Annotated in this window: 25 protein-coding genes and 1 tRNA gene; 7 read left to right on the forward strand and 19 right to left on the reverse strand. The window is 69.6% G+C overall.

Translation table 11 applies throughout. The features are described from left to right. Positions 1-2 precede the first annotated feature (2 nt). Entirely contained in the window at positions 3-890 is an 888-nt protein-coding gene (gene prpB / locus RAB70_RS19320) for a methylisocitrate lyase (RefSeq protein ID WP_010342451.1), read from the reverse strand. Between the two features lie 119 nt (positions 891-1,009). Between prpB and RAB70_RS19325 the strand changes: the two genes are divergently transcribed. From RAB70_RS19325 to RAB70_RS19345, 5 genes are all read left to right on the forward strand, one after another. Further along, on the forward strand, positions 1,010-2,251 hold the full coding sequence (locus RAB70_RS19325; protein WP_265530779.1) for a citrate synthase family protein: 1,242 nt from the start codon (positions 1,010-1,012) through the stop codon (positions 2,249-2,251). 76 nt (positions 2,252-2,327) lie between these two features. Then, positions 2,328-2,936, forward strand: a complete 609-nt coding sequence (gene lexA / locus RAB70_RS19330) for a transcriptional repressor LexA (protein ID WP_148830279.1) — start codon at positions 2,328-2,330, stop codon at positions 2,934-2,936. Next, the gene (gene imuA, locus RAB70_RS19335; protein WP_148830280.1) at positions 2,936-3,556 is read left to right on the forward strand and encodes a translesion DNA synthesis-associated protein ImuA; all 621 of its coding nucleotides are present in this window, start codon (positions 2,936-2,938) and stop codon (positions 3,554-3,556) included. Before lexA ends, imuA begins: the two co-directional genes overlap by 1 nt. Positions 3,557-3,566: 10 nt before the next feature. Then, positions 3,567-4,988 carry a DNA polymerase Y family protein gene (locus tag RAB70_RS19340; protein WP_148830281.1) on the forward strand — a complete coding sequence of 474 codons (1,422 nt, stop codon included), beginning with the start codon at positions 3,567-3,569 and terminating at the stop codon, positions 4,986-4,988. Beyond that, positions 4,985-8,197 carry an error-prone DNA polymerase gene (locus tag RAB70_RS19345; RefSeq protein ID WP_249042203.1) on the forward strand — a complete coding sequence of 1,071 codons (3,213 nt, stop codon included), beginning with the start codon at positions 4,985-4,987 and terminating at the stop codon, positions 8,195-8,197. The genes RAB70_RS19340 and RAB70_RS19345 overlap by 4 nt, the downstream gene beginning before the upstream one ends. 119 nt (positions 8,198-8,316) lie before the next feature. Here RAB70_RS19345 and RAB70_RS19350 read toward each other — a convergent pair whose 3' ends face one another. After that, on the reverse strand, positions 8,317-9,084 hold the full coding sequence (locus RAB70_RS19350) for a DNA-formamidopyrimidine glycosylase family protein (RefSeq protein ID WP_148830282.1): 768 nt from the start codon (positions 9,082-9,084) through the stop codon (positions 8,317-8,319). Positions 9,085-9,252: 168 nt separating this feature from the next. Here RAB70_RS19350 and RAB70_RS19355 point away from each other — a divergent pair, with 168 nt between their 5' ends. Beyond that, on the forward strand, positions 9,253-9,489 hold the full coding sequence (locus RAB70_RS19355) for a type II toxin-antitoxin system Phd/YefM family antitoxin (RefSeq protein ID WP_148830283.1): 237 nt from the start codon (positions 9,253-9,255) through the stop codon (positions 9,487-9,489). Between the two features lie 94 nt (positions 9,490-9,583). Here the strand turns inward: RAB70_RS19355 and tmk (RAB70_RS19360) are convergent, their stop codons facing one another. The 14 genes from tmk (RAB70_RS19360) to RAB70_RS19425 form a co-directional block, all read right to left on the reverse strand. Further along, entirely contained in the window at positions 9,584-10,264 is a 681-nt protein-coding gene (gene tmk / locus RAB70_RS19360) for a dTMP kinase (protein ID WP_148830284.1), read from the reverse strand. Between the two features lie 207 nt (positions 10,265-10,471). Next, positions 10,472-10,546, reverse strand: a tRNA-Val gene (locus RAB70_RS19365). Positions 10,547-10,633: 87 nt separating this feature from the next. Beyond that, positions 10,634-10,987, reverse strand: a complete 354-nt coding sequence (locus RAB70_RS19370) for a PilZ domain-containing protein (RefSeq protein ID WP_010342469.1) — start codon at positions 10,985-10,987, stop codon at positions 10,634-10,636. Continuing rightward, positions 10,984-11,946 (reverse strand): DNA polymerase III subunit delta', encoded by a 963-nt coding sequence (locus tag RAB70_RS19375; protein WP_148830285.1) that lies wholly within the window; start codon positions 11,944-11,946, stop codon positions 10,984-10,986. The genes RAB70_RS19370 and RAB70_RS19375 overlap by 4 nt, the downstream gene beginning before the upstream one ends. Then, positions 11,943-12,614: a dTMP kinase gene (gene tmk / locus RAB70_RS19380; protein ID WP_017917512.1), complete on the reverse strand. Its 672-nt coding sequence runs from the start codon at positions 12,612-12,614 to the stop codon at positions 11,943-11,945. The genes RAB70_RS19375 and tmk (RAB70_RS19380) overlap by 4 nt, the downstream gene beginning before the upstream one ends. After that, complete coding sequence (gene mltG / locus RAB70_RS19385) at positions 12,611-13,678, reverse strand: endolytic transglycosylase MltG (protein ID WP_408068846.1); 1,068 nt, start codon at positions 13,676-13,678, stop codon at positions 12,611-12,613. The genes tmk (RAB70_RS19380) and mltG overlap by 4 nt, the downstream gene beginning before the upstream one ends. Positions 13,679-13,746: 68 nt before the next feature. Beyond that, positions 13,747-15,096, reverse strand: a complete 1,350-nt coding sequence (locus RAB70_RS19390) for an aminodeoxychorismate synthase component I (RefSeq protein WP_148830287.1) — start codon at positions 15,094-15,096, stop codon at positions 13,747-13,749. Between the two features lie 185 nt (positions 15,097-15,281). Beyond that, positions 15,282-16,517 (reverse strand): beta-ketoacyl-ACP synthase II, encoded by a 1,236-nt coding sequence (gene fabF, locus RAB70_RS19395; RefSeq protein WP_010342474.1) that lies wholly within the window; start codon positions 16,515-16,517, stop codon positions 15,282-15,284. Between the two features lie 129 nt (positions 16,518-16,646). Beyond that, the gene (acpP, locus tag RAB70_RS19400; RefSeq protein ID WP_010342475.1) at positions 16,647-16,886 is read right to left on the reverse strand and encodes an acyl carrier protein; all 240 of its coding nucleotides are present in this window, start codon (positions 16,884-16,886) and stop codon (positions 16,647-16,649) included. A gap of 205 nt (positions 16,887-17,091) precedes the next feature. Continuing rightward, on the reverse strand, positions 17,092-17,835 hold the full coding sequence (gene fabG, locus RAB70_RS19405) for a 3-oxoacyl-ACP reductase FabG (protein ID WP_010342476.1): 744 nt from the start codon (positions 17,833-17,835) through the stop codon (positions 17,092-17,094). Positions 17,836-17,926: 91 nt separating this feature from the next. Then, positions 17,927-18,871 carry an ACP S-malonyltransferase gene (fabD, locus tag RAB70_RS19410; RefSeq protein WP_043092930.1) on the reverse strand — a complete coding sequence of 315 codons (945 nt, stop codon included), beginning with the start codon at positions 18,869-18,871 and terminating at the stop codon, positions 17,927-17,929. Positions 18,872-19,421: 550 nt separating this feature from the next. After that, positions 19,422-20,405: a beta-ketoacyl-ACP synthase III gene (locus tag RAB70_RS19415; protein ID WP_010342478.1), complete on the reverse strand. Its 984-nt coding sequence runs from the start codon at positions 20,403-20,405 to the stop codon at positions 19,422-19,424. Positions 20,406-20,502: 97 nt separating this feature from the next. Further along, positions 20,503-20,697 carry a 50S ribosomal protein L32 gene (gene rpmF / locus RAB70_RS19420; protein WP_010342479.1) on the reverse strand — a complete coding sequence of 65 codons (195 nt, stop codon included), beginning with the start codon at positions 20,695-20,697 and terminating at the stop codon, positions 20,503-20,505. A gap of 101 nt (positions 20,698-20,798) precedes the next feature. Further along, positions 20,799-21,308, reverse strand: a complete 510-nt coding sequence (locus RAB70_RS19425) for a DUF177 domain-containing protein (RefSeq protein WP_010342480.1) — start codon at positions 21,306-21,308, stop codon at positions 20,799-20,801. A 144-nt stretch (positions 21,309-21,452) separates the two neighbouring features. On the opposite strand from RAB70_RS19425, the gene RAB70_RS19430 reads away from it, so the two are divergent. Continuing rightward, positions 21,453-22,025 (forward strand): Maf family nucleotide pyrophosphatase, encoded by a 573-nt coding sequence (locus RAB70_RS19430; protein WP_148828580.1) that lies wholly within the window; start codon positions 21,453-21,455, stop codon positions 22,023-22,025. Between the two features lies 1 nt (position 22,026). On the opposite strand, the gene RAB70_RS19435 is transcribed toward RAB70_RS19430, so the two are convergent. Genes RAB70_RS19435 through RAB70_RS19445 form a run of 3 tightly spaced genes read right to left on the reverse strand, consistent with a single transcriptional unit; the run spans position 22,027 to position 26,752 of the window. After that, positions 22,027-23,871 carry a glycosyltransferase 87 family protein gene (locus tag RAB70_RS19435; RefSeq protein WP_148828579.1) on the reverse strand — a complete coding sequence of 615 codons (1,845 nt, stop codon included), beginning with the start codon at positions 23,869-23,871 and terminating at the stop codon, positions 22,027-22,029. Beyond that, on the reverse strand, positions 23,868-24,857 hold the full coding sequence (locus RAB70_RS19440; protein WP_017912660.1) for a glycosyltransferase family 2 protein: 990 nt from the start codon (positions 24,855-24,857) through the stop codon (positions 23,868-23,870). Before RAB70_RS19440 ends, RAB70_RS19435 begins: the two co-directional genes overlap by 4 nt. Positions 24,858-24,907: 50 nt before the next feature. Further along, entirely contained in the window at positions 24,908-26,752 is a 1,845-nt protein-coding gene (locus RAB70_RS19445) for a glycosyltransferase family 39 protein (protein ID WP_148828578.1), read from the reverse strand. Positions 26,753-26,757: the final 5 nt, after the last annotated feature.

The following is a 26,757-nucleotide window of genomic DNA, read 5'->3' on the forward strand; positions in this document are numbered from 1 at the left end:
GATCATGCGCCCTTGCCGGCGAACAGCGCATCCAGGCGCTGCTCGAAGGCGTGGTAGCCGATGCGCTCGTACAGCTCCTCGCGGGTCTGCATGCGCTCCAGCACTCCCTGCTGATGGCCGTCGCGGCGGATCGCGGTGTATACGTCCTCGGCGGCCTTGTTGGCGGCGCGGAACGCCGACAGCGGGAACAACTGGATCGCCACGCCGGCCGATGCCAGTTCGTCGCGGGTGAACAGCGGTGTCTTGCCGAACTCGGTGATGTTGGCCAGCACCGGCACCTTCACCGCGTCGACGAAACGACGGTAGGTGTCCAGGTCGTAGGCGGCCTCGGCGAAGATGCCGTCGGCGCCGGCCTCCACGCAGGCGATGGCGCGTTCGATCGCCGCGTCCACGCCCTCGGTCTGGATCGCGTCGGTGCGCGCGATCAGGAAGAAGTCCGGATCGGTCTTGGCATCGGCCGCGGCCTTGACCCGGTCCACCATCTCGCCCTGGCTGACGATCTCCTTGCCCGGGCGGTGGCCGCAGCGCTTGGCGCCGACCTGGTCCTCGATGTGGCAGGCCGCCGCGCCGGCCTTGATCAGCGCCTTGATGGTGCGCTCGATGTTGAACGCGCTCGGGCCGAAGCCTGTGTCGATGTCCACCAGCAGCGGCAGCGGGCACACGTCGGTGATGCGGCGCACGTCGATCAGCACGTCTTCAAGCGTGTTGATGCCCAGGTCCGGCAGGCCCAGCGAGCCGGCGGCGACGCCGCCGCCGGACAGGTAGATGGCCTTGTAGCCGGCGCGCTGCGCCAGCAGCGCATGGTTGGCGTTGATCGCGCCGATCACCTGCAACGGCGCTTCGGCGGCCAGGGCGGCGCGAAAACCGGCGCCGGGGGAAACGAGGGACATGGGCGACTCCTGACGAAGAGGCGGCAACACCCCGCCGGGCGTTCCGCGATGGGCGCCAATCTGGCACTCTCGCCGGCACGGATCAATCTTGATTCAATGAATCAACCTATCATCCCTTCATGTCCGACAGCCCCGACCGCAACCTGATCTCCGCCGCGGAGGCCTGCGCCCTGCTCGGCATCAGCAGCGCCACCTTGTACGCCTATGTCAGCCGCGGCCTGCTCAGCTCGCGCGCTGGTCCCGACCACCGCAGCCGCGCCTATCTGCGCGCCGAAGTGGAGCGGCTGGCGCAGCGCAAACGCGCCGGCCGCGGCGCCGCGCGCGGTGCCGCGCAGAGCCTGGACCGCGGCCTGCCAGTGCTGGAGACGCGGATCTCGCTGATCCGCCCGGACGGCCCCTACTACCGCGGACGCTCGGCGGTGGCCATGGTCCGCGCCGGCGCCAGCCTGGAGGACGTCGCGCGGCTGCTGTGGGACTGCCCCGACGGCGAAGACCCGTTCGCCAGCGCCCCGGTCGCGCCGTGGCCGGCGGTGCTGGCGCCGCTGGCCGGGCATGTCGCGCTGCCGCCGCTGGAACGCGCCATGGCCTGCATCCCGCTGCTGGCCCTGGACCTGCGCCAGTCGCTCAACGCCGCCCCCGGCGTGCGCCGCGAGATCGCCGCCACCCTGCTGCGGCAGAACGCCGCGCTGCTGGTCGGCACCGCGCCGGACGCACGCCCGCTGCATCGCCTGATCGCCGACCACTGGCGTCCCGGCGACGCCGACTTCGCCGAACTGGTGCGCGCCGCGCTGCTGCTGTGCGCCGACCACGAACTCAACGTCTCCGCCTTCGCCGCCCGCGTGGTCGCCTCCACCGGCGCGCCGCTGCACGCCACCGTCAGCGCCGGCCTGGCCGCCCTGTCCGGCCCGCGCCACGGCGGCGCCACCGCCCGCGCCCACGCCCTGCTGCGCGACGCCCAGGACGCGCCCAGCGCCGCCGCCCTGATCGCCGAACGCTGGCAGCGCGGCGACGACCTGCCCGGCTTCCACCACGCCCTGTACCCCGACGGCGACCCGCGCGCGGCCGAAGTGCTGCGTCTGCTGCGCGAACGCAGCGGCGACAGCGCGCGGATGCAGCACGTGGACGCGGTGATCGCCGCCGCCCAGGACTGCAGCGGCCAGCGCCCGAACATCGACTGCCTGCTCGCCGCGCTCTGCTTCGTCCACGACCTGCCGGCGGCGCACGCCCTGGTGCTGTTCGCCGCCGCCCGCCAGGCCGGCTGGCTGGCCCACGCCCTGGAACAGCAGGCCCTGGGCAAGCTGATCCGCCCCCGCGCCCGCTACGCCGGGGCGATGCCGGAGGATGGCGCTGGACGTAGCTGACACGTCGGGAGACGCCAAACCCGTTCAGCGCCCCCATCTCGCCAAAGGCACCGCCAAAGGTGTACAAATGTACACCATGACCACCCTGTCCCCGCAGCGCGCCGCCATCCTCGCCTACGTCCATGCCTGCATCGAGCAGGACGGGCGGCCGCCAAGCCTGGCCGAGATCGCCGAACGCTTCGGCTTCGCCTCGCGCAATGCCGCGCGCAAGCACGTGCAGGCGCTGGTCGAGGCCGGGCTGCTGGCGCAGGTGCCGCAGCAGGCGCGCAGCCTGCGCCCGGCGCAGGCCGGCAGCCGCAGCGAACTACTGCAGTTGCCGGTGCTGGGCCGGGTCGCCGCCGGCGTGCCGATCGGCGCCGACATCGGCCTGGACCAGCAGTTGCGCCTGGACCGCGCGGTGTTCGCGCTGCGCCCGGACTACCTGCTGCGGGTGCAGGGCGACTCGATGATCGACGACGGCATCCTCGACGGCGACCTGGTCGGGGTGCGCCGCGCCGCCGATGCGCGCAACGGCCAGATCGTGGTGGCACGGCTGGACGGCGAACTCACCATCAAGCGCTACCGCGCCGATGGCGATGGCATCGCGCTGCTGCCGCGCAATCCTGCCTATGCGCCGATCGTGGTCGCTCCCGGGCAGGACTTCGCCATCGAAGGGCATTACTGCGGCCTGATCCGGCCCGGCTGATGGCCGCCGTCGTCGCCCTCGATCGCCTGCTGGCCGAGCGCCGGGTCTGGCGCGGCCAGCCGACGGCGCTGCCGCCCAGCGCGCAGCCCACCGGGCACGCCGCGCTGGACGCGGTGCTGCCCGCGCGCGGCTGGCCGGAGATGGCCCTGACCGAACTGCTGCACGCCGCCGACGGCATCGGCGAGCTGCAGCTGCTGTGGCCGACCCTGGCACGGCTGTCGCAAGGCGGCGGCCGCATCGTGCTGGTCGATCCGCCGTACCTGCCCTACCCCGCCGCCTGGGCCCAGGCCGGGGTGGCGCTGGCGCAGGTGCAGATCGTCCGTGCCGGTGCGGATGCGGCCTGGGCCGCCGAGCAATGCCTGCGTTCGGGCAGTTGCGCGACGGTGCTGTGCTGGCCGGGGCTGGCCGGCGACAAGACCCTGCGCCGGCTGCAGGTGGCCGCCGAGACCGGACGCACCCTGGGCTTCGCCTACCGGCCGCTGAAGGCCGCCGCCAATCCGTCGCCGGCCGCGCTGCGCATCGCCATCGACGCCGCGCCGGCGCAACTGCGCGTGCTCAAGTGCCGCGGCGGGCTGGCGCCGGCGCGGCCGATCGCCCTGTCCGCCCTGGCGACCGGGTGAGGCCGCTGCCGTGCGCTGGGCCTGCATCCTGTTGCCGCAACTGGCGCTGGACACCGTCCTGCGTCGCTGGCCGACGCCGGACGAACCGCTGGCGTTGCTCGACGGCCCGCCGCAGCGGCGCACGCTGAAGGCGGTCAACGCCGCCGCGCGCGCCCGCGGCCTGCGCCCCGGACAATCGCTGGTCACCGCGCAAGCGCTGTGCGATCGCTTCGCCACAGCCCTGCACGATGCCGAAGAAAGCCGCCGCAGCCAGCAGTTCCTTGCGGCGTGGGCGTACCGCTTCAGTTCGCTGGTCAGCACCGACTACCCCGGCGCGCTGCTGCTGGAGATCGAGGCCAGCCTCGGCCTGTTCGGGCCATGGCCGCGTTTCGAGGCGCGACTGCGCGAGGAACTGACCGCGCTGGGCTTCCGCCACCGCATCGTGGTCGCGCCGCATCCGCTGGCCGCGCGCGCGCTGGTCAATGCCCACGACGGCATCGCCCTGCTCGACAACGCCGCGCTGCAGCGCGCGCTGGGGCAGTTGCCGATCGCCCGCGCCGGGTTGTCGCCGGCCCTGGCCGAGGGCTTCGCGCGGATGGGCCTGCGCCGCCTGCAGCAGCTGTTCGCGCTGCCGCGCACCGGGCTGGCGCGGCGCTATCCGCCGGCCCTGCTGCAGCACCTGGACGCGTTGCGCGGGCAGGCGCCGCTGCCGCTGCAGTACTACCTGCCGCCGGACCGCTTCGATGCGCGCGTGGAACTGGGCTATGCCACCGAATCCAACCAGGCTCTGCTGTTCCCGCTGCGTCGCCTGACCCAGGACCTGGCCGCGTTCCTGGCCGGACGCGACGGCGGCGTGCAGCGCTTCCGCCTGCTGCTGGAACACGAGGACCTGGAGTCCAGCGTGGTGCCGGTGGGCCTGCTCGCCGCCGAGCGCGATGCGGCGATGCTGTTCGAGCTGGCGCGCGGGCGCTTGCAGCAGGCCAGCGTGCCGGCGCCGGTGCAGGCGCTGCGCCTGTGTGCCGACGAACTGCCGCCGTTCGTGCCGGCCGCGCGCGAACTGTTCGACGAGCGCGCGCAACAGGCGCTGCCGTGGGAGCAACTACGCGAACGCCTGCGCGCACGCCTGGGCGACGACGCCGTGCACGGCCTGCGCGCGCACGCCGACCATCGCCCGGAACTGGCCTGGCGCGCCGAATCCAGCACGGCGCGCAGCACGAGCACACCCGCCGCCGCACCGCCACGCCCCGGCTGGCTGCTGCAGCAGCCAATTCCGCTGCGCGAGCGCGCGCCCGAGCGTCTGGCCGGTCCGGAGCGCATCGAGAGCGGCTGGTGGGACGATGGCGACGTGCGTCGCGACTACTACGTCGTGCGCACCCGCCAGGGCCAGCGCGCCTGGGCCTTCGCCCCGGCCGACGCGCCGGACGCACTGATGCTGCACGGCTGGTTCGCATGAGCCACACCCCGCCGCATCCGCGCATGCCGCCGCGCCTGCGGCTGCTGCCGACGCCGGCGCCTGCGCAAACCAGCGCGCCCGCCACCAGCACGCCGCACGCGCCAGCCGACCCCACCCTGCCCGACTACGCCGAACTGCATTGCCTGTCCAACTTCAGCTTCCAGCGTGGCGCCTCGCACCCCTGGGAACTGTGCGAACGCGCGCTGCACCACGGCTACCGGGCGCTGGCGATCACCGACGAGTGCAGCCTGGCCGGCATCGTGCGTGCCTGGCAGGCGGCCCGGGACATGGGCCTGCACCTCATCGTCGGCAGCGAGATCCAGTTCGAGCACGGCCCCAAGCTGGTGCTGCTGGCCGAGACCCTGCACGGCTACCAGCGGCTGTGCCGGCTGATCACCCTGGCCCGGCGCCGCGCCGACAAAGGCAGCTACCGCGCGCTGCGCGAGGATCTGGCCAGCGCGGACGACGGCGCCGGCCTGCTGTGCCTGTGGCTAGCGCGCGGCGATGGCGACGACGCCGCGGACGGCGCCTGGCTGCAAGCCGGTTTCCCGCAGCGGCTCTGGCTGGCGGTGGAACTGCTGCGCGGCCCCGACGACGCCACGTTGCTGCAGGCGCGGCTGCAGTTGGCGCATGCACTGCAACTGCCCGCCGTGGCCTGCGGCGACGTGCACATGCATGCGCGCGGCCGCCGCGCGTTGCAGGACACCTTGACCGCAATCCGCCAGCGCCTGCCACTGCACGAAGCCGGTGCCCACCTGTATCCCAACGGCGAACGTCACCTGCGCCCGCGCACCACGCTGGCGTCGCTGTATCCGCCGGCGCTGCTGGCCGAAACCGTGCGCATCGCCCAGCGCTGCACATTCAACCTCGGCCAACTGCAATACGAATACCCGCACGAACTGGTACCGCCCGGACACACACCCACGCAGTGGCTGCGCATCCTCACCGAACGCGGCGCGGCGCAGCGCTGGCCGCACGGCGTGCCGGACAAGGCCCGGCGCCTGATCGAACACGAACTCGGCGTGATCGAGCGGCTGAAGTACGAGTCCTACTTCCTCACCGTCTACGACCTGGTGCGCTTCGCGCGCTCCAAGGACATCCTGTGCCAGGGTCGCGGCTCGGCGGCGAACTCGGCGGTGTGTTATGCGCTGGGCATCACCGCGATCGATCCGGACCGCATCGGCATGCTGTTCGAGCGCTTCATCTCCGAAGAGCGCAAGGAGCGGCCGGACATCGACATCGATTTCGAGCACGACCGCCGCGAGGAAGTGATCCAGTACATCTTCCGCCACTACGGCCGCGAGCGCGCCGCACTGGCCGCGGTTGCGATCAGCTACCACACGCGCAGCGCGGTGCGCGACGTGGCGCGCGCACTGGGCCTGCCCAGCGACACCGTCGATGCGCTGTCCTCCGCGCTGGGCCAGCGCGATCCGGTGGAGTCTGCACAGGAACTGCTGCGCGAACGCGGCTTCGACCCGGACACGCCGGTGATGCGGCGGCTGCTGGTGCTCGCCGGCCAACTGATCGGCTTCCCGCGGCACCTGTCGCAGCATCCCGGCGGCTTCGTCATCTCCGAGCATGCGCTGCACACCCTGGTGCCGGTGGAGAACGCGACCATGGCCGAGCGCACTGTGATCCAGTGGGACAAGGACGACCTGGAACTGGTCGGACTGATGAAGGTCGACGTGCTCGCGCTGGGCATGCTCAGCGCGCTGCGGCGCACCCTGGACCTGCTGCGCGCGCACCGCGGCCGCGACTACACGCTTGCGACCATTCCTGCCGAAGACCCTGAGACCTACGCGATGATCCAACGCGCCGACACCATCGGCGTGTTCCAGATCGAATCGCGCGCGCAGATGGCGATGCTGCCGCGGCTGCAGCCGAAAGAGTTCTACGATCTGGTCATCCAGGTGGCGATCGTGCGCCCCGGCCCGATCCAGGGCGGCATGGTGCATCCATACCTGCGTCGGCGCAGCGGCGAGGAGGCCACCGACGATCTGCCAGACGAGTTGCGCGAGGTGTTCAAGCGCACGCTCGGCGTACCGCTGTTCCAGGAACAGGTGATGCAACTGGCGGTGGTCGCCGCCGGCTACACGCCGGGCCAGGCCGATCAGTTGCGCCGTTCGATGGCGGCCTGGAAACGCCACGGCGGGCTGGAACCGCATCGCGACAAGTTGTTGCAGGGCATGCTGGAGAGGAACTACACCGCCGAATTCGCCGGACGCATCTTCGAACAGATCAAGGGCTTCGGCAGCTACGGCTTTCCCGAAAGCCACGCCGCCAGCTTCGCCCTGCTCACCTACGCCAGTTGCTGGCTCAAGTGCCACGAACCGGCCGCGTTCACCTGCGCGCTGATCAACAGTTGGCCGATGGGCTTCTACAGCCCCGATCAGTTGCTGCAGGACGCGCGTCGCCACGGCCTGCAGGTGCGACCGGTGGACGTGCGCTACAGCGACTGGGATTGCAGCCTGGAAGCGCATAGTCCCGACGCGCAGGTGCAGCCGGCGATCCGCCTGGGCCTGCGCCTGGTCCGCGGCCTGGCCGAGGACGCCGCCCTGCGCCTGCAGCAGGCGCGCGCGCACGCCCCATTCCACGACCTCGCCGACCTGTGCCACCGCGCTGCACTCGACGACAAGGCCCGCGCCGCGCTCGCCGACGCCGGGGCGTTGAAAGCGCTGGCCGGCCATCGCCATCGCGCACGCTGGGCCGTGGCCGGCGTCGAGGCGCAGCGCCCGCTGTTCGAAGCGCTCGCAGCGACGCCCGAACAGCAGGTCGCGCTTCCGCTGCCCAGCCAGGGCGAAGACATCCGCGCCGACTACGCGACGCTCGGCACCACCCTGGGCAAGCACCCGTTGACCCTGCTGCGCGCGCAGCTACGCGCGCGCCGCTACCGCCATTCCGGCGAGCTGCGCGCTTTGCCGCATGCCAGTGCAGTCTCCATAGCCGGCCTGGTGACCATGCGCCAACGCCCACAGACCGCCAGCGGCGTCACTTTCGTCACCCTCGAAGACGAGCATGGCCTGGTCAACGTGGTGGTGTGGCGGCGCCTGGCCGAACGCCAGCGCCAGGCCCTGCTCGAATCCCAACTGCTGCTGGTGCGCGGCCGCGTCGAGACCGAGGGCAAGGTCCGCCACCTGATCGCCGCCCACCTCGAAGACCTGACGCCCATGCTGCTCGGCCTGGACATCCGCAGCCGGGATTTTCATTGAGGTCGCAAGCGTCAATGCCGCAGTAGCGCCTGGATCAACGTCGTGCCAGCTGAAGGTGCACCTGTGCATTCCTGCTTGAGGCACCCGCATCCTCGAACCTACTGACCAGGCAGGACGGACTACTTAAAAATCTCGGCCTGCACCTCTGCCAACGCATACCGCCGCTGACAATGCTCGCAGAAGAACGCGCGCCGCTGCGCCCTGCCGAGTTGCTTGCGATACGTGAGCAAATGACCGTCGCGCGGACACACCGTCTTGGTGTGCACCTGGTAGTGCTTCTTCAGTTCGTAGGCTTTCTTCCAGCGATAGAAATCGAAGCTGTACTCACGCGCCTGTGTCACCAGTTCGCCCAGCTTGCGAGGCGGCAACGCGCCGATCTCGCTCTCGGGATGCACACGGATGCGGTGCAGCACCTCGTTCTTGATGATGTTGCCGACCCCGGCGAACACGTCCTGATCCAGCAAGGCATCGGCGGCGAGCGCATGCGGCCGCTGCCGCAACTTGCGCCGCGCCTGCGCCGCATCCCAGTCGGGATTCATCACGTCCGCGGTCCAGTCGTAGGCCGCATCCAGTGGACCGTCGATGAACTTGATCGAACACGCGTAGAAATTCAGTTCCTCACCCTTGGCGAAACCCAGGCTCAAACGCGCCGACGCATCCTTGCGCGCATTGATCCGGTAGCTGCCGAACAGCAGGAAATGGATGCGCACACTGAACGCATCGAACTCGATCAGGAAATGCTTGCCCCAACTGCGCAGCGACAGGATCTTGCGCCCTCGCATCCGCTCCAGATCCAGCTTGCTGTTGCCGGACACCCGCAACACCTTGCGCCCGGCGAACGCGGCGGCTTCTTCCTTCAGGATGACGATCGAGGGACCTTCGGGCATGCGTGCAGTATCGAGCGATGCCGTGAGCGGGCTGTGAGCCTAACGCGCCCAACCACAGCACCATCCGTTCGACCGAAGATCGCCAGTCACCAACAGTGCTAGTTTGATAATGTCCATTGATAAGCCTCCTAATGAGCGTACAAATTCTTGTACAACTTCGAGCACAGCATGGACACAATCACCTACAGTGCTGCACGTTCTTCTCTAGCGGACATTATGGACCGCGTGGTCAATAACCACGAGCCAGTGATCATCACGCGTGGCCGCAAGAAAGTCGTAGTCATGCTATCACTAGAGGACTACAAAGCGATGGAGGAAACCGCCTATCTACTTCGCAACCCAAATAATGCGCTTCGCTTGCTAAATTCAATTAATCAACTTGAGGAAGTCGATCAAAAATATTGAAATTATTAAAACCACCCAAGAAGCCAAACCCAAGACACATCACGGCACGACAATCAAATAATTAGCGCGAAATTTGAGGATCACCCTCTACCAATCAGAGAAATGCATCAGCATTAAGCCTTCCCATTTTCTCTACATTCTCAACTGTCATGCCAGCGGCAGCCAATCGTTCACCTATAGCCCAAGCCACATATGCACGTGCATCAAGCAGAACAGCCTCTGCATCTTTACTGGCATCGATACGCCGCATGCGAGAGTCTGCTAACGCCAAAAAGATTGCTCGACATTTCTCGAGATTATCAGGAGTTTCAAAATGATTAGGAGCATCTCCGCGCGCGCGAATTCGCTGCAAGCCGACTAGCGGATCCAAGTCCAACAACAGCAGCAGATTCGGGCGAGGTGCAAAGCTATTCGCCTGAAGGAGCTCATCTACGGGCAAACCGGCAGCCCCTTGATATGCGATCATCGACGGAAAATATCTGTCTAAGATGACAATCTCGCCACGCTCCAGCGCTGGCGCAATGAGTTCATGCACATGTTGCTGGCGATCCAAAAGCAGGTACTCCACCTCCTGCGCCGGGCTCAGCCTACCCACAGCAGCTGAATCTCGCAGCTTCATTCCCCAAGGGCCGGTGGTTGGCTCCTTGCTCAGATTAACCACCGCACCGTTTGCCTCAAGAGCTGCGGCAAGGCTTCGAGCGAGCGTGGACTTGCCTGCCCCATCGATACCCTCGATGGCGATCAGCAGCCCCCCGGGGATGGTGTCTTTCGTCATGGTGGGTACTTTAGCGGAATCAGGGCCAGCCACACAGAGTGGCAAGCGGCAGGAAGGGAGGCACGTCGGCACTGGCCTGAAAGGCTTCTAGCATCAGCCTCTTCAGCTTCACCAAACACCCTAAACAGGCCATTGAGCAGCCGGCGCCAAAGTTGCAAAAACAAAAAAGCCAGCACGAGGCCGGCTTTTTCATGACAATCAAATCCGTGGTGGGCGGTGCAGGGTTCGAACCTGCGACCCTTGCCGTGTGAAGGCAATGCTCTACCGCTGAGCTAACCGCCCGTGTCGCGAGCCGCACATTATAGGGCTGTGGCGCGCGGCGTCAATGGGTCCTGTCGAGGTCGGTGGCGCGGCGTCGCCGCGCGGCCGCTACATGGTCTGGGTCGGCTTGTCGGCGTTGAGGATGCCGGCCAGTTGGGTCTCGATCTTGGTGCGGATGGTCTCGCCTTCGCTGTTGTCCGGCAGCTGCACGCCGATGCCGGCGGCGCGGTTGCCCTGGGCGCCGACCGGGGTCACCCAGATCACCTTGCCGGCCACCGGCAGGCGCTCGCTGGAATCGGGCAGGGTCAGCAGCAGGAACACTTCGTCGCCGAGGAAGTAGCGCTTGGGGGTGGGCACGAAGATGCCGCCGTTCTTCACGAACGGCATGTAGGCGTTGTACAGCGCCGCCTTGTCCTTCACCGCCAGCGACAGAATGCCCTGGCGTCCGCTCATCGCGCTCATCGTTGTGCCCCTCTCCGGGCCGGGCGATCGCCATCGCGCCAGGCCAGCAACAGTTCCGCGATCGCCAGGTCGGCGCGCACGGTGGTCCGCAGCAGGTCGCGGGTGCGATTGGCGGCGTCGAACCACGCGGCCAGCTTGTGCAATCGCGCCGGGTCGGTCAAGCCGGCCTGCGACGCCTGGGCAAGCGCCAGGTCGGCGGCATGGCCCAGGCGCTGTTCGGCGAGTGCGTCCCCGCTCCAGCGCTGCGCGGCGTCCAGCGTGCCGAGCTTGCCGGCGGCGACCTGCTCCAGGTCCGCGGCCACCTGCCGGCGCAGCTTCAATCCGTCCTCGCGCAACCACTGCGCGGCCAGGCCGGGATGGCCGCGCGCGGCGTCCAGCGCTTCGCGCGCGGTCTTCTCGGGAAAGTCCTGGGCCAGCAGCCACGCGATCGCCTCGTCGGCCGGCGGCAACTTGAATTCCAGCCGCTGGCAACGGCTGCGGATGGTCGCCGGCAGGCGCGCCGGCTGCGCGCTGATCAGCCACAGATAGCGGCCGGGCTGCGGCTCTTCCAGCGTCTTCAGCAAGGCATTGCAGGCGGCGCGGTTGATCGCGTCGGCCGGGTCCACCACCACCACCTGGGCCACGCCGTACTGCGGAGTCAGCGCCAGCTTCTGCGAGATCTCGCGCACCTGCTCGATGACGATCTCGGTGCGCAGCTTGTCGCCGGTGCGGTTGGGGATGAACGAGATCAGCTGCAGGTCCGGATGGGTGCCGGCGGCGATCAACTGCGCGCTGCGCAGCGCCGCGGCCGGCTCGCCCTGACCCAGTACGTGCGCGGCCAGCTTCAGCGCCACCGCACGCTTGCCCAGGCCTTCCGGCCCGCAGATCAGCAGGCCGTGGCCGAGGCGGCCCGCATCGAGCGCGGCCACGGTCTGGTCGTAGGCGCGCTGCTGCCACGGCGCGAACGGCACGTCGCTCATGGCGTTGGCTCCTGTTGCTGCTGCACCCACGCCGCCAATGCGGCGGCGACCGCCTGGGCGACCGCCTGCGGCGGCTGGCTGGCGTCGATGACGCGGAAGCGCTGCGGGTCCTGCGCGGCGCGCTGGCGGAAGCCGGCACGCACGCGCTGGAAGAAATCGTCCTGCTCGCTCTCGATCCGGTCCGGCCACAGATCGCGGCCGCTGGTGCGGGCGCGGCCGATCTGCACGTCCAGGTCCAGCAGCAGGGTCAGGCCCGGCTGCAGGCCGACCGCGCGCCGTTCCAGGTCGGCGATCCAGGCGCGATCCAGGCCGCGGCCTTCGCCCTGGTAGGCGTAGCTGGAATCGGTGAAGCGGTCGCTGACCACGTAGGCGCCGCGCTGCAGCGCCGGGCGGATCACCTCGCGCACGTGCTGCGCGCGCGCGGCGAACACCAGCAGCAGTTCGGTCTCTGCGGCCAGCGGCTCTGCGACCTCGCCGGGCGTCTTGTCCAGCAGCAGCGCGCGGATGCGCTCGGCCAGCGGCGTGCCGCCCGGTTCGCGGGTCAGCACCACTTCGTGGCCCTGCGCCTGCAACGCATCGCGGATCGCGTTGATCGCGGTGGTCTTGCCGGCGCCCTCGCCGCCTTCCAGGCTGACGAAGCGATGGTGACGCAGCACGGCCTCGCTCATGGCGACACCGCCGCGTCACTGCGCGCCTGGCGCAGGCGCTGCAGGTAGCGCGCCACCGCCGCGTTGTGCTCGGCGTAGTTGGCGGAGAACGCATGCGCGCCGCTGCCGTCGCCGATGGCCACGAAATACAGGCTGTCGCCCGGCGCCGGGTTGGTGGCGGCACGCAGCGCTTCGCGGCCGGGCATGGCGATCGGGGTCGGGGTCAGGCCGGTGCGGGTGTAGGTGTTGTACGGCGTATCGGTCTCCAGGTCGCGCTTGCGGATGTTGCCGTCGTAGGCGCTGCCGATGCCGTAGATCACGCTCGGGTCGGTCTGCAGCTTCATGCCCAGTTGCAGGCGGCGCACGAACACGCCGGCGATCTGCGGGCGCTCGGCGGCCAGGCCGGTTTCCTTCTCCACGATCGAGGCCAGGATCAGCGCCTGCTCCGGCGACTGCAGCGACAGGTCCTTGGCGCGCGCGTCCCAGGCCTCGGCCAGGGCCTTGTCCATCGCCGCATGCGCGCGGCGCAGCACCTGCAGATCGGTGTCGCCGCGCTGGTAGAGGTAGGTTTCGGGCAGGAAGCGGCCTTCCGGGTGCTGGCCGGGCTGGCCGAGCTTGGCCATCAGTTCGCTGTCGCTGAGGTCGGTGGTGGTGTGTACCAGCGGCGTGGCCGCGTTCAAGGCGCTACGCAGCTGGCGCACGTTCCAGCCTTCGACGATGGTGAAGCGGTACTGGATCACCTGGCCCTTGCGCATGCGCAGCAGCAGTTCGCGCGGGCTCAGTGCCGGCTGCAGTGCGTATTCGCCAAACTTGAGCTTGCCGGCCACGCCCAGTTCGCGCGCCAGCACCTGCCACTGCAGGTCGCTGCCCTGGTTCACGCCGGCGGCGCGCAGCTTGCGCAGCACGCCGTTGAGCGAGGCGCCGCGCGCCACTTCCACGCTGGGCTGGCTCGCCTGCAGCGGTTGCTCGGCGAAGGCGCGATAGCTGTGCCACCACCAGGCGCCGGCCGCGGCCACCAGCAGCGCCAGCACCAGCAATGTTCCCAGCAGGGTCAGACACCCGCGTTTAGCCCAAGCCACGACCACCTCGGAGCGAATTCAATGGCGTGCAGGATACCGCGCGGCCGGCATGGGCCGGTATCGCGCGGCCCCGCTCACGGCTCCAGCGCGCGCAGCAGGCCGCGCGCCTTGGCCCGGGTCTCGTCGAGTTCGCGCTCCGGGTCGGAATCGAACACGATGCCGGCGCCGGTACGGAACTGCACCTGCGCGCCGTCCACCTCGGCGGTGCGGATGAGGATGTTCAGGTCCATGTCGCCGTCGCGGTTGAGCCAGCCGAACGCGCCGGTGTAGGCGCCGCGCGGGGTCTGCTCCAGCTCGGCGATGATCTGCATGCAGCGCACCTTGGGGCAGCCGGTGATGGTGCCGCCCGGGAAGGTGGCGCGGATCGTCTCGCCGGGGGTGGTGCCCGCACGCAGCCGGCCGCGCACGTTGCTGACGATGTGGTGCACGTGGGCGTAGCTCTCCACGGTCATCAGCTCGTCGACCTCGACGCTGCCCGGCGCGCAGATCCGCCCCAGGTCGTTGCGCTCCAGGTCGATCAGCATCACGTGCTCGGCGCGCTCCTTGGGGTGCCCGACCAGTTCGCGGATGCGCGCGGCCTCGTCGTCGCCCGGCGCGCGTGCGCGGGTGCCGGCGATCGGCCGGGTCTCGACCACGTCGCCGCGCACCGACACCAGCCGTTCCGGCGAGGAACTGACCACGGCGCGGCCGTGGCCGACGAACAGGCCGGCGAACGGTGCCGGATTGGCGCGGCGCAGCTGCGCGTACAGCGCGGCCGGCGCCAGCGGCGCGGCGAAGCGCGCCGACCAGCGCCGCGACAGATTGACCTGGAACACGTCGCCGGCGCGCAGGTAATCGAGGATGCGGCGCACGCCGTCGACGAAGCGCTGCGGCGGGTCTTCCTCGATCGCCAGCGGCGCCTGCCACGCCGGCGCCGGTGCGGCCGCGGGCAGCGCCTGCAGATCGGCGAGCACGGCGTCCAGCAGCGCCGCATGCGCGGGCTCGGCCAGCGCGACGCAGTCGCCGGTGACGTGATCGCGCAGCAGCGCGGCGGGACAGCGCAAGGCCAGCGCCGCAGGCGTGGTCGCAGCGGAGGGCGGCAGTTGCAGCACCGGCTCCACCTGCGCGGCCAGTTCGTAGTCCAGCAGCAGCGCCCAGCCGCCACGGAACGGCCAGCGCGGCTCATCGCGCTCGCAGCGTTCGGCCTGCCAATGCGTGTCCAGCGCATCGAGGAAATCGCCGGCGACCGCCGTGCCATCCAGCGCGCGGGTGCCCCCATCGCGATCCAGCCGCAGGCCCTGCCCGTCGGCGACCAGCAACAGATCCCAGCGCCCCTGCGCCGTGCCCGACGCCGCCGATTCCAGCAACACCGGATACCGCTGCGGCGCCAGGCGATGCAGCGCCAGCAGATCGACCTCGGCCGGCAAGGGAACGGTACGCAGCATCGAAGATCCGCTGGAAGAATGAAAACGTGAGGCGGCGAAGGCGCCACCGGGCGACGCGGCGCCGGGGATGGCAGCGCGGACATGCCGCGCACCCGTGTCAGGGAGAAAAAGCGCGGCATCAATCAGGCGCCGGCTTTACCCAATCCCGAATCCCTACTCCCGAATCCCGAGGGGGCTACGCCCCCTCACACCCTCTTGAACACCAACGTACCGTTGGTCCCGCCGAAGCCGAACCCATTGGACATCGCCACGTCGATCTGCTTCTCGCGCGCCACGTTCGGCACGTAGTCCAGATCGCAGCCTTCGCCCGGCTCGTGCAGGTTGATGGTCGGCGGGATGATGCCGGCGTGGATCGCCATCACCGAGAAGATCGCTTCGGCACCGCCGGCGGCGCCGAGCAGGTGGCCGGTCATCGACTTGGTCGAGCTGACCATGGTCTTGTAGGCGTGATCGCCCAGCGCACGCTTCATCGCCAGGGTCTCGGCCAGGTCGCCCAGCGGCGTGGAGGTGCCGTGCGCGTTGAGGTAGTCGATCTGGTCCGGGTTGAGCTTGGCGTCCTTCATCGCCGCCACCATGCTGCGCGCGGCGCCTTCGCCGTCCTCGCTCGGGGCGGTCATGTGGAAGGCGTCGGAACTGGCGCCGAAACCGACCAGCTCGGCGTAGATGCGCGCGCCGCGCGCCTTGGCGTGTTCGTACTCTTCCAGCACCAGCACGCCGGCGCCGTCGCCGAGCACGAAGCCGTCGCGCTCCTTGTCCCACGGCCGCGAGGCCGCGGCAGGATCGTCGTTGCGGGTGGACATCGCCTTCATCGAGCAGAAGCCGCCCACCGAGGTCGGCGAGGAGCCGCGCTCGGCGCCGCCGGCCAGCATCACGTCGGCGTCGCCGTGCTGGATCATGCGCATCGCGGTGCCGATGGAATGGTTGGAGGTGGCGCAGGCCGAGACCGCGGAGAAGGTCGGCCCCTTCAGCCCTTTGATCAGGCTCACCTGGCCCGGCAGCATGTTGATGATGGTGCTGGGCACGTAGAACGGCGAGATCTTGCGCGCGCCGCCCTCGTGGAATTTGACGGTCTGTTCCTCGATGCCGAGCAGGCCGCCGATGCCGGAGCCGAGGATCGCGCCGATGCGCTCGGCATTGGCCTCGGTGATCTCCAGGCCTGAATCGTCCAGCGCCATGAACGAGGCGCCGACGCCGTAATGGATGAACGAATCCATCTTGCGCGCGTCCTTGGACGAGATGAACTTGGTCGGATCGAAATCCTTGATCTCGCCGGCGATCTTGGTGGTGAACTGAGACGCATCGATCTGGGTGATCGGGCCGATGCCGGAGCGTCCGTTGACGATCCCTTCCCAACTGCTGGCCAGGTCATTGCCCAACGGCGACACCAGGCCCATGCCGGTTACGACGACACGACGGCTCATTGCGAAATCTCCTCACCGCGATACGCGCGGCCTTGACGCTGTAAAAACACAGGGCCGCATGCGCGGCCCCATGGGATTGTCACGCGCATCGGGCCCACGCAGGCGCCGATGGCGATCGCGAACGCAGCCTCAGCTCTTGACGTGCGCCTTGACGTAGTCGATGGCCTGCTGCACCGAGGTGATCTTCTCGGCTTCTTCGTCCGGGATCTCGCACTCGAACTCTTCTTCCAGGGCCATCACCAGCTCGACGGTGTCCAGCGAGTCGGCACCCAGGTCATCGACGAACGATGCGTTGTTGGTGACTTCTTCTTCCTTGACGCCGAGCTGTTCGACGACGATTTTCTTGACGCGTTCTTCGATGGTGCTCATTGGGATATCGCTCCAGATGGAGTAGTGGTGGTTCGAGTTTTAGGATCCCCGCACACGGATGTGCGGTGCTCCTGTGAGGGACTCACAAAACGCCATCGGGCTGCGATGGCCGCGTTGGGTAGTGTAGTGGAAACCGACTGGCCCTTGCAGCACTGCACAAATGCCGGCCGATCAGCCACTTAGGCGCGTCCGTTGCGCCGCAGGCTCACGGCATGTACATCCCGCCGTTCACGTGCAGGGTTTCGCCGGTGATGTAGCCGGCGCCGGGCCCGGCCAGGAACGCCACCGCGTTGGCGATGTCGGACGGCTGGCCGAGCTGGCCGAGTGCGATCTGCTCCAGCAGCGCGGTGCGTTGCGCTTCCGGCAGCGCCTTGGTCATGTCGGTGTCGATGAAGCCTGGCGCGACCACGTTGACGGTGATGCCGCGCGAGCCGATTTCCTTGGCCATCGACTTGGAGAAGGCGATGATGCCGGCCTTGGCCGCGGCGTAGTTGGCCTGGCCCGGATTGCCGGTCACGCCGACCACCGAAGCGATGTTGACGATGCGGCCCTTGCGCGCCTTCATCATGCCGCGCAGCACCGCCTTGGAAGTGCGGAACACGCTGGTCAGGTTGGTGTCGATGATCGCCTGCCAGTCGTCGTCCTTCATCCGCATCAGCAAGTTGTCGCGGGTGATGCCGGCGTTGTTGACCAGGATCGAGACCGGGCCGAATTCCTTGGCGATCGCCTCGATCAGCGCATCGACCGCGGCGCCGTCGGTGACGTCCAGCGCGCGGCCATGACCGCCATGGGCGGCCAGGCGCGCGCCGATCGCCTGCGCGCCGGCGTCGGAGGTGGCGGTGCCGATGACGGTGGCGCCCTGCGCGGCCAGTTCGTCGGCGATGGCGGCACCGATGCCGCGGCTGGCGCCGGTGACCAGCGCGATCTCGCCCTGCAATGGCTTGCTCATCTGCGTTTCCTTGGAGACGGACGGCGCATGGCGCCGGGGGAAAGGAGGGAAACCAGCGCGGGCGAACGGCGCACCGCGCGGCGACCGGCGGTCAGGAGGCCCAGGCCTCGCGCGCGCCGGCGAACTCGGCGGGCGTGCCCAGGGCGCGGCCGTCGAGCGACTTGTCGATGCGCTTGACCAACCCGGTCAGCACCTTGCCCGGGCCGCACTCGGCCAGGCGGGTGGCGCCGCCGGCGGCCAGCGCCTGCACGCAGCCGGTCCAGCGCACCGGCAGATACAACTGCTCGACCAACGCCTGGCGGATCGCCTCGACGCCCTCGTGCACCTGCGCATCGGCGTTCTGCACCACCGGCAGTTGCGGCGCCTGCCAGGCCAGCCCACGCATCGCTTCGGCCAGGCGGTTGGCCGCCTCGCGCATCAGCGGGGTGTGCGACGGCACGCTGACCGCCAGCTTCACCGCCTTGCGCACGCCGCGCTCGGCCAGCAGCGCCAGCGCGCGGTCGACCGCCGCGGCATCGCCGCCGATCACCACCTGCCCCGGCGAGTTGTAGTTGGCCGGCACCACCACCTGGCTGCCGGCGGCCTGCGCGCAGACCTCTTCGACCAGCGCATCCTCGGCGCCGAGCACGGCGGCCATCGCGCCCACGCCGGCCGGCGCGGCGTCCTGCATCAGTTGCCCGCGCAGCCGCACCAGGTGCGCGCCGTCGTGCAGCGACAGGGCGCCGGCGGCGACCAGCGCGCTGTATTCGCCCAGGCTGTGCCCGGCCAGCTGCGCCGGACGCGCCCCGCCTTCGGCCAGCCACAGCCGCCACAGCGCCACACTGGCGGCCAGCAGCGCCGGCTGGGTGTACTCGGTGCGGTTGAGCATCTCTTCCGGGCCGCCCTGGCTCAGCGCCCACAGGTCCACGCCGGCGCCCTCGGAGGCTTCGGCGAAGCTGTCGCGCAGCTGCGGATGCAATTCGGCCAGTTCGGCCAGCATGCCCAGCGATTGCGAACCCTGGCCGGGGAAGACGAAGGCGAGTGTGGAATCGGTCACGCGGTTGGCCCTGCGAAAATCGAGCGGCGATGATACGGGCGAAACCGGCCGGGCGTCTGTACCCGGGCGTATGTGAAATGGCGGCCGACCCATCGCGTGCCGCCGGTCGTGCCTCGCTCGTCGGCGCCCGGTGCCAGGCCGACAGCACACGTGAAGCGCGGGACGCACGCCAGCGCAAGGCGTTGCGATCGTGCGCGCAGGCCAGGGTGCTGGCAGCGCGTCACTGCGGAGAGGCGGAACGAGGGGCATGTCCGATGGGCGCGGCTGGACGCCCAGGCGACAACGCAAAAAGCGCGCACCCACAGGCGCCCATGCTGGGCGAATCGCGCTTTTCGCGCGCGGCGTGATGTCGCGAAAGGAAGGCAGGCGCGGACGCATCGCGGCACAGGCCGCGCGCGACCACGCAACGCGATGCACGCGCCGGACGCGCTGGCTTCAGGAGAATTGGGTTCGGCCAGCGCATCACCGCGCGTCGTGGCGACGACGCACGGCGCCCGGCATCGGATCGCGCGCCGCGACGCCGCCAACGGCGCCGGGCGCGGAAACAGGCTCAGTAGCGCAGCAGCGCCGAGCCCCAGGTGAAGCCGCCGCCGAAGGCTTCCAGCAGCAGCAACTGGCCGCGCTGCACGCGGCCCGAACGCACCGCCACGTCCAGCGCCATCGGCACCGAGGCGGAGGAGGTGTTGCCGTGGATGTCCACCGTCACCACCACCTGCTCCATCGGCAGCTCCAGGCGCTTGGCGGTGGCTTCGATGATGCGCAGGTTGGCCTGGTGCGGGATCAGCCAGTCCAGGTCGTGCTTGTCCAGGCCGTTGGCCTCGAGGGTCTCGTCGACCACGGCGTCGAGCGCCTTGACCGCGTACTTGAACACCTCGCTGCCCTTCATCTGGATGCCGCCGGCGGCCGGATCGCCGGTGCCGTCGCCCAGGCCGGTGGCGATGCCGACCGGATTCCACAGCAGTTCCTTCTTGCTGCCGTCGGCATGCAGATGGGTGCTGAGGATGCCCGTGTCTTCGTCGGCGCGCAGGACCACCGCGCCGGCGCCGTCACCGAACAGCACGCAGGTGGTGCGCTCGGTCCAGTCGACGATGCGGCTGAGGGTTTCGGTGCCGATGACCAGCACGGTCTTCGCGTCGCCGCTGCGGATGAACTTGTCGGCCACGCTGAGCGCGTAGACGAAGCCGGAACAGGCGGCGTTGACGTCCAGCGCCGGGCAGCCGACCACGCCGAGGCGGGCCTGGATCAGGCAGGCGGTGGACGGAAAGATCAGATCCGGCGTGGTGGTGCCGACCACGATCATGTCGAGTTCGGCGGCATCGATGCCGGCGGCTTCGATGGCCTTCAGCGCGGCCTCGTAGCCCAGGTCGCCGGCGGTCTGGCCGGGGGCGGCGATGTGCCGCTCGCGGATGCCGGTACGGCTGCGGATCCATTCGTCGCTGGTGTCGACCATGTGCGACAGATCGTCGTTGGTCAACACTTTTTCAGGCAAATAGCTGCCGGTGCCCGCGATCCTGGAATAGATCCGCTTGCTCATGCTGGTTCCTGTTGCCTGTTACGCAGGCCGCCCCGGTGCGGCGCGGCCTGTGAAGATGGGTGACTCCGTCCGCCGCAGCGCGGTGGACGGGCACGGATCAATCTTCTTCGACCTGCGCGGTCTTGGTGGCGATCACCTTCTTGCCACGGTAGTAACCGTCGGCGGTGACGTGGTGGCGCAGGTGGATCTCGCCGCTGGTCGGATCGGTCGACAGCTGCTTGGCGCTGAGGGCGTCGTGCGAACGGCGCTGGCCGCGGCGGGACGGGGTGACACGGGATTTCTGCACAGCCATGGGATTGCTCCAAACTCGGTTCGTTTACATCTGTCGTCATTACGTCGCGCAGGACGCGCGCGTCCGGCAACAACCTCAGGCAGCGGCAGGCGGACCGACCGCTACTGTTTCTTCAGCGCCGCCAACGCCGCGAACGGGTTGACCTTGCTCGTTTCTTCCTCGGTCGCCGGCCAGTCGCGATCGACCGCCTCGCTTCCGGGCGCCACCGGCACCAACGGCACCGCCAGCACCAGCTCGTCCTCGACCAGATCGGCCGGCCGCAGCATGCCGTCTTCCGGCACCAGCAAGGCCTCGTGATCCGGCGGCAGCGCGGCTTCTTCTTCCTCGCTGCGGATCAGCCCCAGCCGCTGCACGCTCGACACCGGCAGCAGGAAGCGCTGCAGGCTGCGCTGACAGATCAGCGGCAGCTCGGTTTCGATCTTCAGTTCGACATAGGACACTTGCAGTACAGCGTCGCGGCCGAATTCCAGCGTGTAGCGGCATTCGCCTTCGGTGTCGGCCAGGCTGCCTTGCAGACGGGTCATCGCCGAGAGCGGCAGGCGGTCTTCGAAGACCCTGCGCGCTGCGACCATCCGCCAGGCATCCAACAGTTCGGGCACGTTCGCGGACATAAGCCGCAGAATGTTAAGGACTGCCGGGGCCGCTGTCAAACCGCCCCCTGGGCCGCTGCCAGCCCGGCACCGAACCGCCTTGCCGGTCCGCGCCAGCCGCCGCAGACTGCCGGCCCCGGCCTGCCGCCGCCCGCCCTTCCGCCGATGCCCGCGCTGATCCTGGCTTCCACTTCCGCCTACCGCCGCGAACTGCTGCAACGGCTGCGTCTGCCCTTCGACTGCGCGCGCCCGCAGGTCGACGAGACCCCGCTGCCCGGCGAAGCGCCGCTGGCGCTGGCGCAGCGGCTGGCGGCGGCCAAGGCGGCGGCGGTCGCGGCCACTGCCGGGGAGGCCTGGGTGATCGGCTCGGACCAGGTCGCCGAACTGGACGGCCAGCCGCTGGGCAAGCCAGGCGAGGTGGCCGCGGCGCACGCGCAGCTGGCGGCCATGTCCGGGCGCAGCGTGCGCTTCCACACGGCGGTGTGCCTGCAGCGCGGCGCGCGCACCCTGCACGCCTGCGACCTCACCGAAGTGCAGTTCCGCGACCTGCAGGCCGAGGCCATCGCCCGCTACGTCGCCGCCGAACAGCCGCTGGACTGCGCCGGCAGTTTCAAGTGCGAAGGCCTGGGGATCAGCCTGTTCCGCGCGATCCGGACCCAGGATCCGACCGCGCTGATCGGCCTGCCGTTGATCGCGCTGTCCGAGTTGCTGCGCGAGGCGGGCTTCGTGCTGCCCTAACTCACTGCAACCGGCACCACTGATACGGGAAGCGCGCCTGCCCGACCCAGGATTGGTAGATCCGACAGGACCCCGGCTGCAGCGCAAGGCCGTAGCGCGCCAGTTGCTGTGCGGCCAGCGCCTGGGTCTGGCGATCCGCGGCGGCGACATCCACGGCCCGTTCCGGCAACAGCACCCAGCGACAGCGACCGGCATCCACCTCCACGCCGGCGCGCACCGGGCGATGCGCCAGGCGCCGCATCAACGCGCAATCGGGGCCGCGATCCAGGCCCAGGCGCGCGGCCACCGCATTGAGCCGCTGCAGGCGTTCGACATTGCGATCCACTTCCGCCGGCAGCATCGCGTAGCCCTGCCCGCGCGCCGCCAGCATCTCGCGCACCCGCGTGGCGTAGGCCGGCGTTTCCGGGAAATTGGAGGCGACCGACGCGTACGCCGCCTGCCCGGGCAGGAACGGAATGCGCCAGGACTCCGGTGCATCGCCGACCAGCAGCACCAGGCTGCGCTCGGGTTGCGGCATCGGCGGCGCCTGCACCCGGAACGCCTCGCGCGCCCAGCGCTCGTGCCCCCATTCGCCCCAGCCGTACAGCGCAAAGGCCGCACAGGCGATCAGGGTCCAACGCGCCGCCGGCGCGGCGATGCGCGCCGGCAGCAGCCGCCGCAGCCCCACCCACAGCAGCAGCGGCGCCAGTAGCTCCGGCACCACCAGGTAGCGCTGGATGCTGAAGGCCGCCTGCCAGGCGAGGAAGGCGACCACCACGAACACCAGCACCGCGCGCCACGCCGGCGCGACCACCTCCGCCGGCGCGGAGGCACGCGGACGCCGCAGCGCCCAGCGCAGAAACGCCACCAGGCCCAGCAGATATAGCAGCGGCCACACCAGTTGCCGCAGGCGCACCTCGCTGACCCGGTTCGGCGCCAACGAGAACTGCAGCGGCCAGGTCAGCCACTCCCACAGCGTCTTCGGCAACCAGCGCGTGTCGCTGACCGCCACCGGCTGCGCCAGCGGCGCCAGGAAGTGACTGTTGAACTGCGGGAACAGCGGATTGCCGAAAGTCTGCCACACCCGCATCAGCCACGGCCCGGCCAGCAGCGCGAAACTGAGCACCGTCACCGTAGTCAGCACTGCGGCGCCGCCGATCCGTTGCCGCGGGCGACCGCCGGCAACCAGCGCGGCCACGCCCAGGGCCAGCGCGAACAGGGCGTTGGTCAGCTTGCAGGCCATCGCCAGCCCGAGCAGGGCGCCGGTCAGCGCCCACCAGCCCAGCGCCACGCCCTGCCCCGCGGCCTGCTGGCGGCGTTGCGCGTGCAGCGCGGCGAACAGCGCGCCCAACACCGGCAGCGCGCTGGTGTTGTCGCCCATGGTGCCGGCGAACTCGGACAGGAACGCGGCGCTGCACAGCCCGGCCAGCGCCAGCCACGGCACCAGCCGCGCACGGTCCAGCCGCGGGTCCAGCACCTGCCAGACGATGCCGGCCAGCAGCAGGAACGCCAGTGCATGCAGCACGCCCATCGCGAATCCGGCCAGCGGCGCAGGCAAGCCAACGAACAGCGCGTAATGCAACACGTCCAGCAGCGGATTGAAGTAGCTCTGCATCTGCGCCGGCGCCAGGTCGATGCCGAGGCGGCCGTGCAATGCGGCGTAGCCGTTGTACAGGTGGTAGTTGCGCAGGTCCCAGTTGGCGTCCTGACCCAGCCACACCGACAGCAGCCCACCCAGGAGCGCGACCGCCACACTCGCCGCGATCACATTGCCGCGGCTGTGGAAGGCGAAGCGGCGATCCAGTGCGGCCAGCAGGCGCTGGCGGCGCGTCGGGCGCCGCAGCGCCGCAGCAGCAGTGGTGCTCATGCGCCGTCTCCATGATGCGCACCCTGCGCGTCCGCCGCCGGCCAGGCAGGGATCGCCAGGTAAGCCAGGCGCTTGGCCTCGATGCGGCCGCGCGTGACCGTGTCCAGGATCAGCCCGCAGGCCAGCAGCAGCACACCCAGCAACACCAGCGCCGAACACAGGATCGCGGTGGGAAACCGCGGCACCAGGCCGGTCTGCGCATAGGTCAGCAACAGCGGCACCGCCAGCGCCAGCGCCAGCAGCACGCAGGCGCCGAAGCCGAGCGAGAAGAACAGCAAGGGCCGCTCGGCCTTGAACAGGCGCAGGATGGTCAACAGGATGCGGGTGCCGTCGTGCCAGGTGCGCAGCTTGCTCTGCGATCCTTCCGGACGCGCGCCGTAGGCGGTGTCCACTTCCGCCACCGGCATGCGCAGTTGCAGCGCGTGCACCGCCAGTTCGGTCTCGGTCTCGAAGCCGGCGGCATGCGCGGGGAACGACTTCACGTAGCGTCGCGAGAACACCCGGTAGCCGGACAGCATGTCGTCGAAGCTGCGACCGAACAGGAAACCCACGCAGCGGGTCAGCAGCACGTTGCCGGTGCGATGGCCGGCGCGGTACGCCGCCGCTTCGTCGCTGCGGCGCGCGCCGACCACCATGTCCAGCCCGTCGCGCAGCAGCCGCTCGACCAGCGCCGGCGCCATCGCCGCATCGTAGGTCGCATCGCCGTCGACCAGCACGTAGACGTCGGCCTCGATGTCGGCGAACAGGCGCCGCACCACATTGCCCTTGCCCTGCAGCGCGACCTCGCGCACCACCGCGCCGGCCGCCCGCGCCCGGGCAATGGTGGCGTCGCTGGAATTGTTGTCGAACACATGGACCTGCGCGCCCGGCAGATGCGTGGCGAAATCGGCCACGACCCGGCCGATGGTGGCCGCCTCGTTGTGGCAGGGCACCAACACCGCGATCCGCGGCGCGGCCGCGGGGCGATCGGAGGGGAAACTGGACATGGGCGGCGTGCGGTCCTGCGCGGCAGCGTGGAAAGGCGCGCCATCCTAGCTCAGTGCGGGCGCAGCACGATCGGTTGTTCCCACCAATCCTCGACGCTGCCGTCGCGGCCGTGCAGGCGCAGGCCCAGCCAGTGCGTGCCCGGTGCCAGGCCACTGGCATCGACGGTGGCACGGAAGCCGATGTTCGGATGATTGGGATCCGTGGAGATCTTCCAGAACTTGGTGACGTCGTACACGTCGCCGTAGTGCGCCTGCGCCGCGACCTTGCCGTCGAGCAGCACCTCGATCCGGTCGATCCCCACCCCGTCCTTGAACGCCCAGCCGGACACGTCGAAGCGACGCCCGACGCTGGCGTCCACGTCCGGGGTGTTGAACCAGGCCATCGCCGGCGTGGTGCAAGGCCCGCTCGCGCGCTGCGCCGGCAGCGCGAACAGCAGGAAACGCTGGCTGCCGTGGTCGCTGGACACCACCCGCGACGGCGGCAGCGGACCGACCAGGTCGCAGACCGCGTGGTAGCGCTGCAGCAGCAGCCGGTACTTCATGTCGCTGGGCGAAAGCACCAGCAGCCGTGGACCGTCGCGGTGGCCGTCGCTGAGCAGACCCCACTGCTGCAGCTGTGCGCTGCGCCCGTGCTTGTCGTTCAACGGATGCGGCAGCACCTGGATGTTGGGATCGCGCAGTTCGAAGCCGAGTTCGGCGCCGACCTTGAAGTTGTCCGCCAGCACCTGGGTGCCGGGCGGCATGCTCGCCAGTTCGCGCCGCACCGCGCCGGCCAGCGGCCGCCAGCCGGCGAAGTTGCGCGGGTAGTACTTGTCGCCGGCGGTGTGCTCGCGCACCGCCGGCACCGACACCGCCAGGTAGTAGCCGAACGCACCGACCAGGCCCAGCCCGGCCAGCAGCCAGGTGGCGCGGCGCAGCGGCTTGCTCCAGCCGTTGAGGATCACCGGCGTGGCGATCAGCAGCGCCAGATAACCCGGCAGCGGCCAGTGGAAGCTGACCCGCTCGGCGTCGGTGAAGAACCCGAGCAGGAAGATGCCCAGCGTGGACACCCCGCCGAGCAGGCCGAAATACCGCCACTGCACGCGCGTGCCGCTGCTGCCGCCGCGCGTGGCCATCAGCGCCACCTTGGTCATCGCCACCGCCAGCAGCGGCGTGACCAGCAGCAACTGGATCAGCAGGAAGGCGATGCCGGCGGGCTGGAAACTCCAGGGATGACGGTCGACCAGCTGGAACTTGAGACCGGCCTCGCCATTGTCCGCGTTCCAGGCCAGCAGCGGCAGCCAGGCGACCATGCCCAACGCCAGCGCGACCCACACCTGCGGATCGCGCAGCATGCGCCGGCCCTGCGGGATCAGCAGCAGCGCGATCGCGCCGACGCCGATCACGCCGACGAAGCGGTAATGGCTCAGCGCGCCGATGACCAGGCCCAGCGCCAGCTCCACCGCGCTCAGCGCCTCGGTCTGGCGCAGCAGCCGCGCGCTGGCGTCGATGCACAGGATCGTCGCCAGCGCCATCGGCACGTCCGGCAGCGCCAGGATGCCCAGGGTGCCGGACAACGGCATCAGCAAGGCCAGGCTGCCGGCGCGCCAACCCGCCACCGCACCGAACCAGCGCGTGGCGATGCGTGCGATCAGCCACGGCACGGCCGCACCCAGCAGCAGGAACGGCGCACGCAGCGCCAGCAGATGATCGCCGCCGAGCGCCACGCCCAGCCGCGCTAGCCACGCGGTCAGCCCTGGCAGATCCGAGTAGGCCAGCGCCAGATGCTGGCCTTCCTGCCAATAGAATGCCTCGTCCACGAACAACGGCAGGCGCGCGGCGACCAGCAGTTTGGCGGCGGTGACGAGCGTCCACAGCACGATGAAGACGCTGCGTGCACGTTGTTCCCCTTGCATTGCCC

The organism is Xanthomonas sontii, from assembly GCF_040529055.1.
Taxonomy (GTDB): domain Bacteria; phylum Pseudomonadota; class Gammaproteobacteria; order Xanthomonadales; family Xanthomonadaceae; genus Xanthomonas_A; species Xanthomonas_A sontii.

What these genes read in the sequence shown, in the direction of transcription:
- RAB70_RS19345 (WP_249042203.1), top strand. Translation starts at nt 4,985, where the DNA reads ATGAGCCACACCCCGCCGCATCCGCGCATGCCGCCGCGCCTGCGGCTG.
- RAB70_RS19325 (WP_265530779.1), top strand. Translation starts at nt 1,010, where the DNA reads ATGTCCGACAGCCCCGACCGCAACCTGATCTCCGCCGCGGAGGCCTGC.
- tmk (WP_017917512.1), bottom strand. Translation starts at nt 12,614, where the DNA reads ATGAGCGAGGCCGTGCTGCGTCACCATCGCTTCGTCAGCCTGGAAGGC.
- RAB70_RS19370 (WP_010342469.1), bottom strand. Translation starts at nt 10,987, where the DNA reads ATGAGCGCGATGAGCGGACGCCAGGGCATTCTGTCGCTGGCGGTGAAG.
- imuA (WP_148830280.1), top strand. Translation starts at nt 2,936, where the DNA reads ATGGCCGCCGTCGTCGCCCTCGATCGCCTGCTGGCCGAGCGCCGGGTC.
- acpP (WP_010342475.1), bottom strand. Translation starts at nt 16,886, where the DNA reads ATGAGCACCATCGAAGAACGCGTCAAGAAAATCGTCGTCGAACAGCTC.
- RAB70_RS19430 (WP_148828580.1), top strand. Translation starts at nt 21,453, where the DNA reads ATGCCCGCGCTGATCCTGGCTTCCACTTCCGCCTACCGCCGCGAACTG.
- tmk (WP_148830284.1), bottom strand. Translation starts at nt 10,264, where the DNA reads ATGACGAAAGACACCATCCCCGGGGGGCTGCTGATCGCCATCGAGGGT.
- lexA (WP_148830279.1), top strand. Translation starts at nt 2,328, where the DNA reads ATGACCACCCTGTCCCCGCAGCGCGCCGCCATCCTCGCCTACGTCCAT.
- rpmF (WP_010342479.1), bottom strand. Translation starts at nt 20,697, where the DNA reads ATGGCTGTGCAGAAATCCCGTGTCACCCCGTCCCGCCGCGGCCAGCGC.
- RAB70_RS19415 (WP_010342478.1), bottom strand. Translation starts at nt 20,405, where the DNA reads ATGAGCAAGCGGATCTATTCCAGGATCGCGGGCACCGGCAGCTATTTG.
- fabF (WP_010342474.1), bottom strand. Translation starts at nt 16,517, where the DNA reads ATGAGCCGTCGTGTCGTCGTAACCGGCATGGGCCTGGTGTCGCCGTTG.
- RAB70_RS19375 (WP_148830285.1), bottom strand. Translation starts at nt 11,946, where the DNA reads ATGAGCGACGTGCCGTTCGCGCCGTGGCAGCAGCGCGCCTACGACCAG.
- prpB (WP_010342451.1), bottom strand. Translation starts at nt 890, where the DNA reads ATGTCCCTCGTTTCCCCCGGCGCCGGTTTTCGCGCCGCCCTGGCCGCC.
- RAB70_RS19440 (WP_017912660.1), bottom strand. Translation starts at nt 24,857, where the DNA reads ATGTCCAGTTTCCCCTCCGATCGCCCCGCGGCCGCGCCGCGGATCGCG.
- RAB70_RS19390 (WP_148830287.1), bottom strand. Translation starts at nt 15,096, where the DNA reads ATGCTGCGTACCGTTCCCTTGCCGGCCGAGGTCGATCTGCTGGCGCTG.
- RAB70_RS19355 (WP_148830283.1), top strand. Translation starts at nt 9,253, where the DNA reads ATGGACACAATCACCTACAGTGCTGCACGTTCTTCTCTAGCGGACATT.
- RAB70_RS19425 (WP_010342480.1), bottom strand. Translation starts at nt 21,308, where the DNA reads ATGTCCGCGAACGTGCCCGAACTGTTGGATGCCTGGCGGATGGTCGCA.
- fabG (WP_010342476.1), bottom strand. Translation starts at nt 17,835, where the DNA reads ATGAGCAAGCCATTGCAGGGCGAGATCGCGCTGGTCACCGGCGCCAGC.
- RAB70_RS19350 (WP_148830282.1), bottom strand. Translation starts at nt 9,084, where the DNA reads ATGCCCGAAGGTCCCTCGATCGTCATCCTGAAGGAAGAAGCCGCCGCG.
- RAB70_RS19435 (WP_148828579.1), bottom strand. Translation starts at nt 23,871, where the DNA reads ATGAGCACCACTGCTGCTGCGGCGCTGCGGCGCCCGACGCGCCGCCAG.
- RAB70_RS19445 (WP_148828578.1), bottom strand. Translation starts at nt 26,752, where the DNA reads ATGCAAGGGGAACAACGTGCACGCAGCGTCTTCATCGTGCTGTGGACG.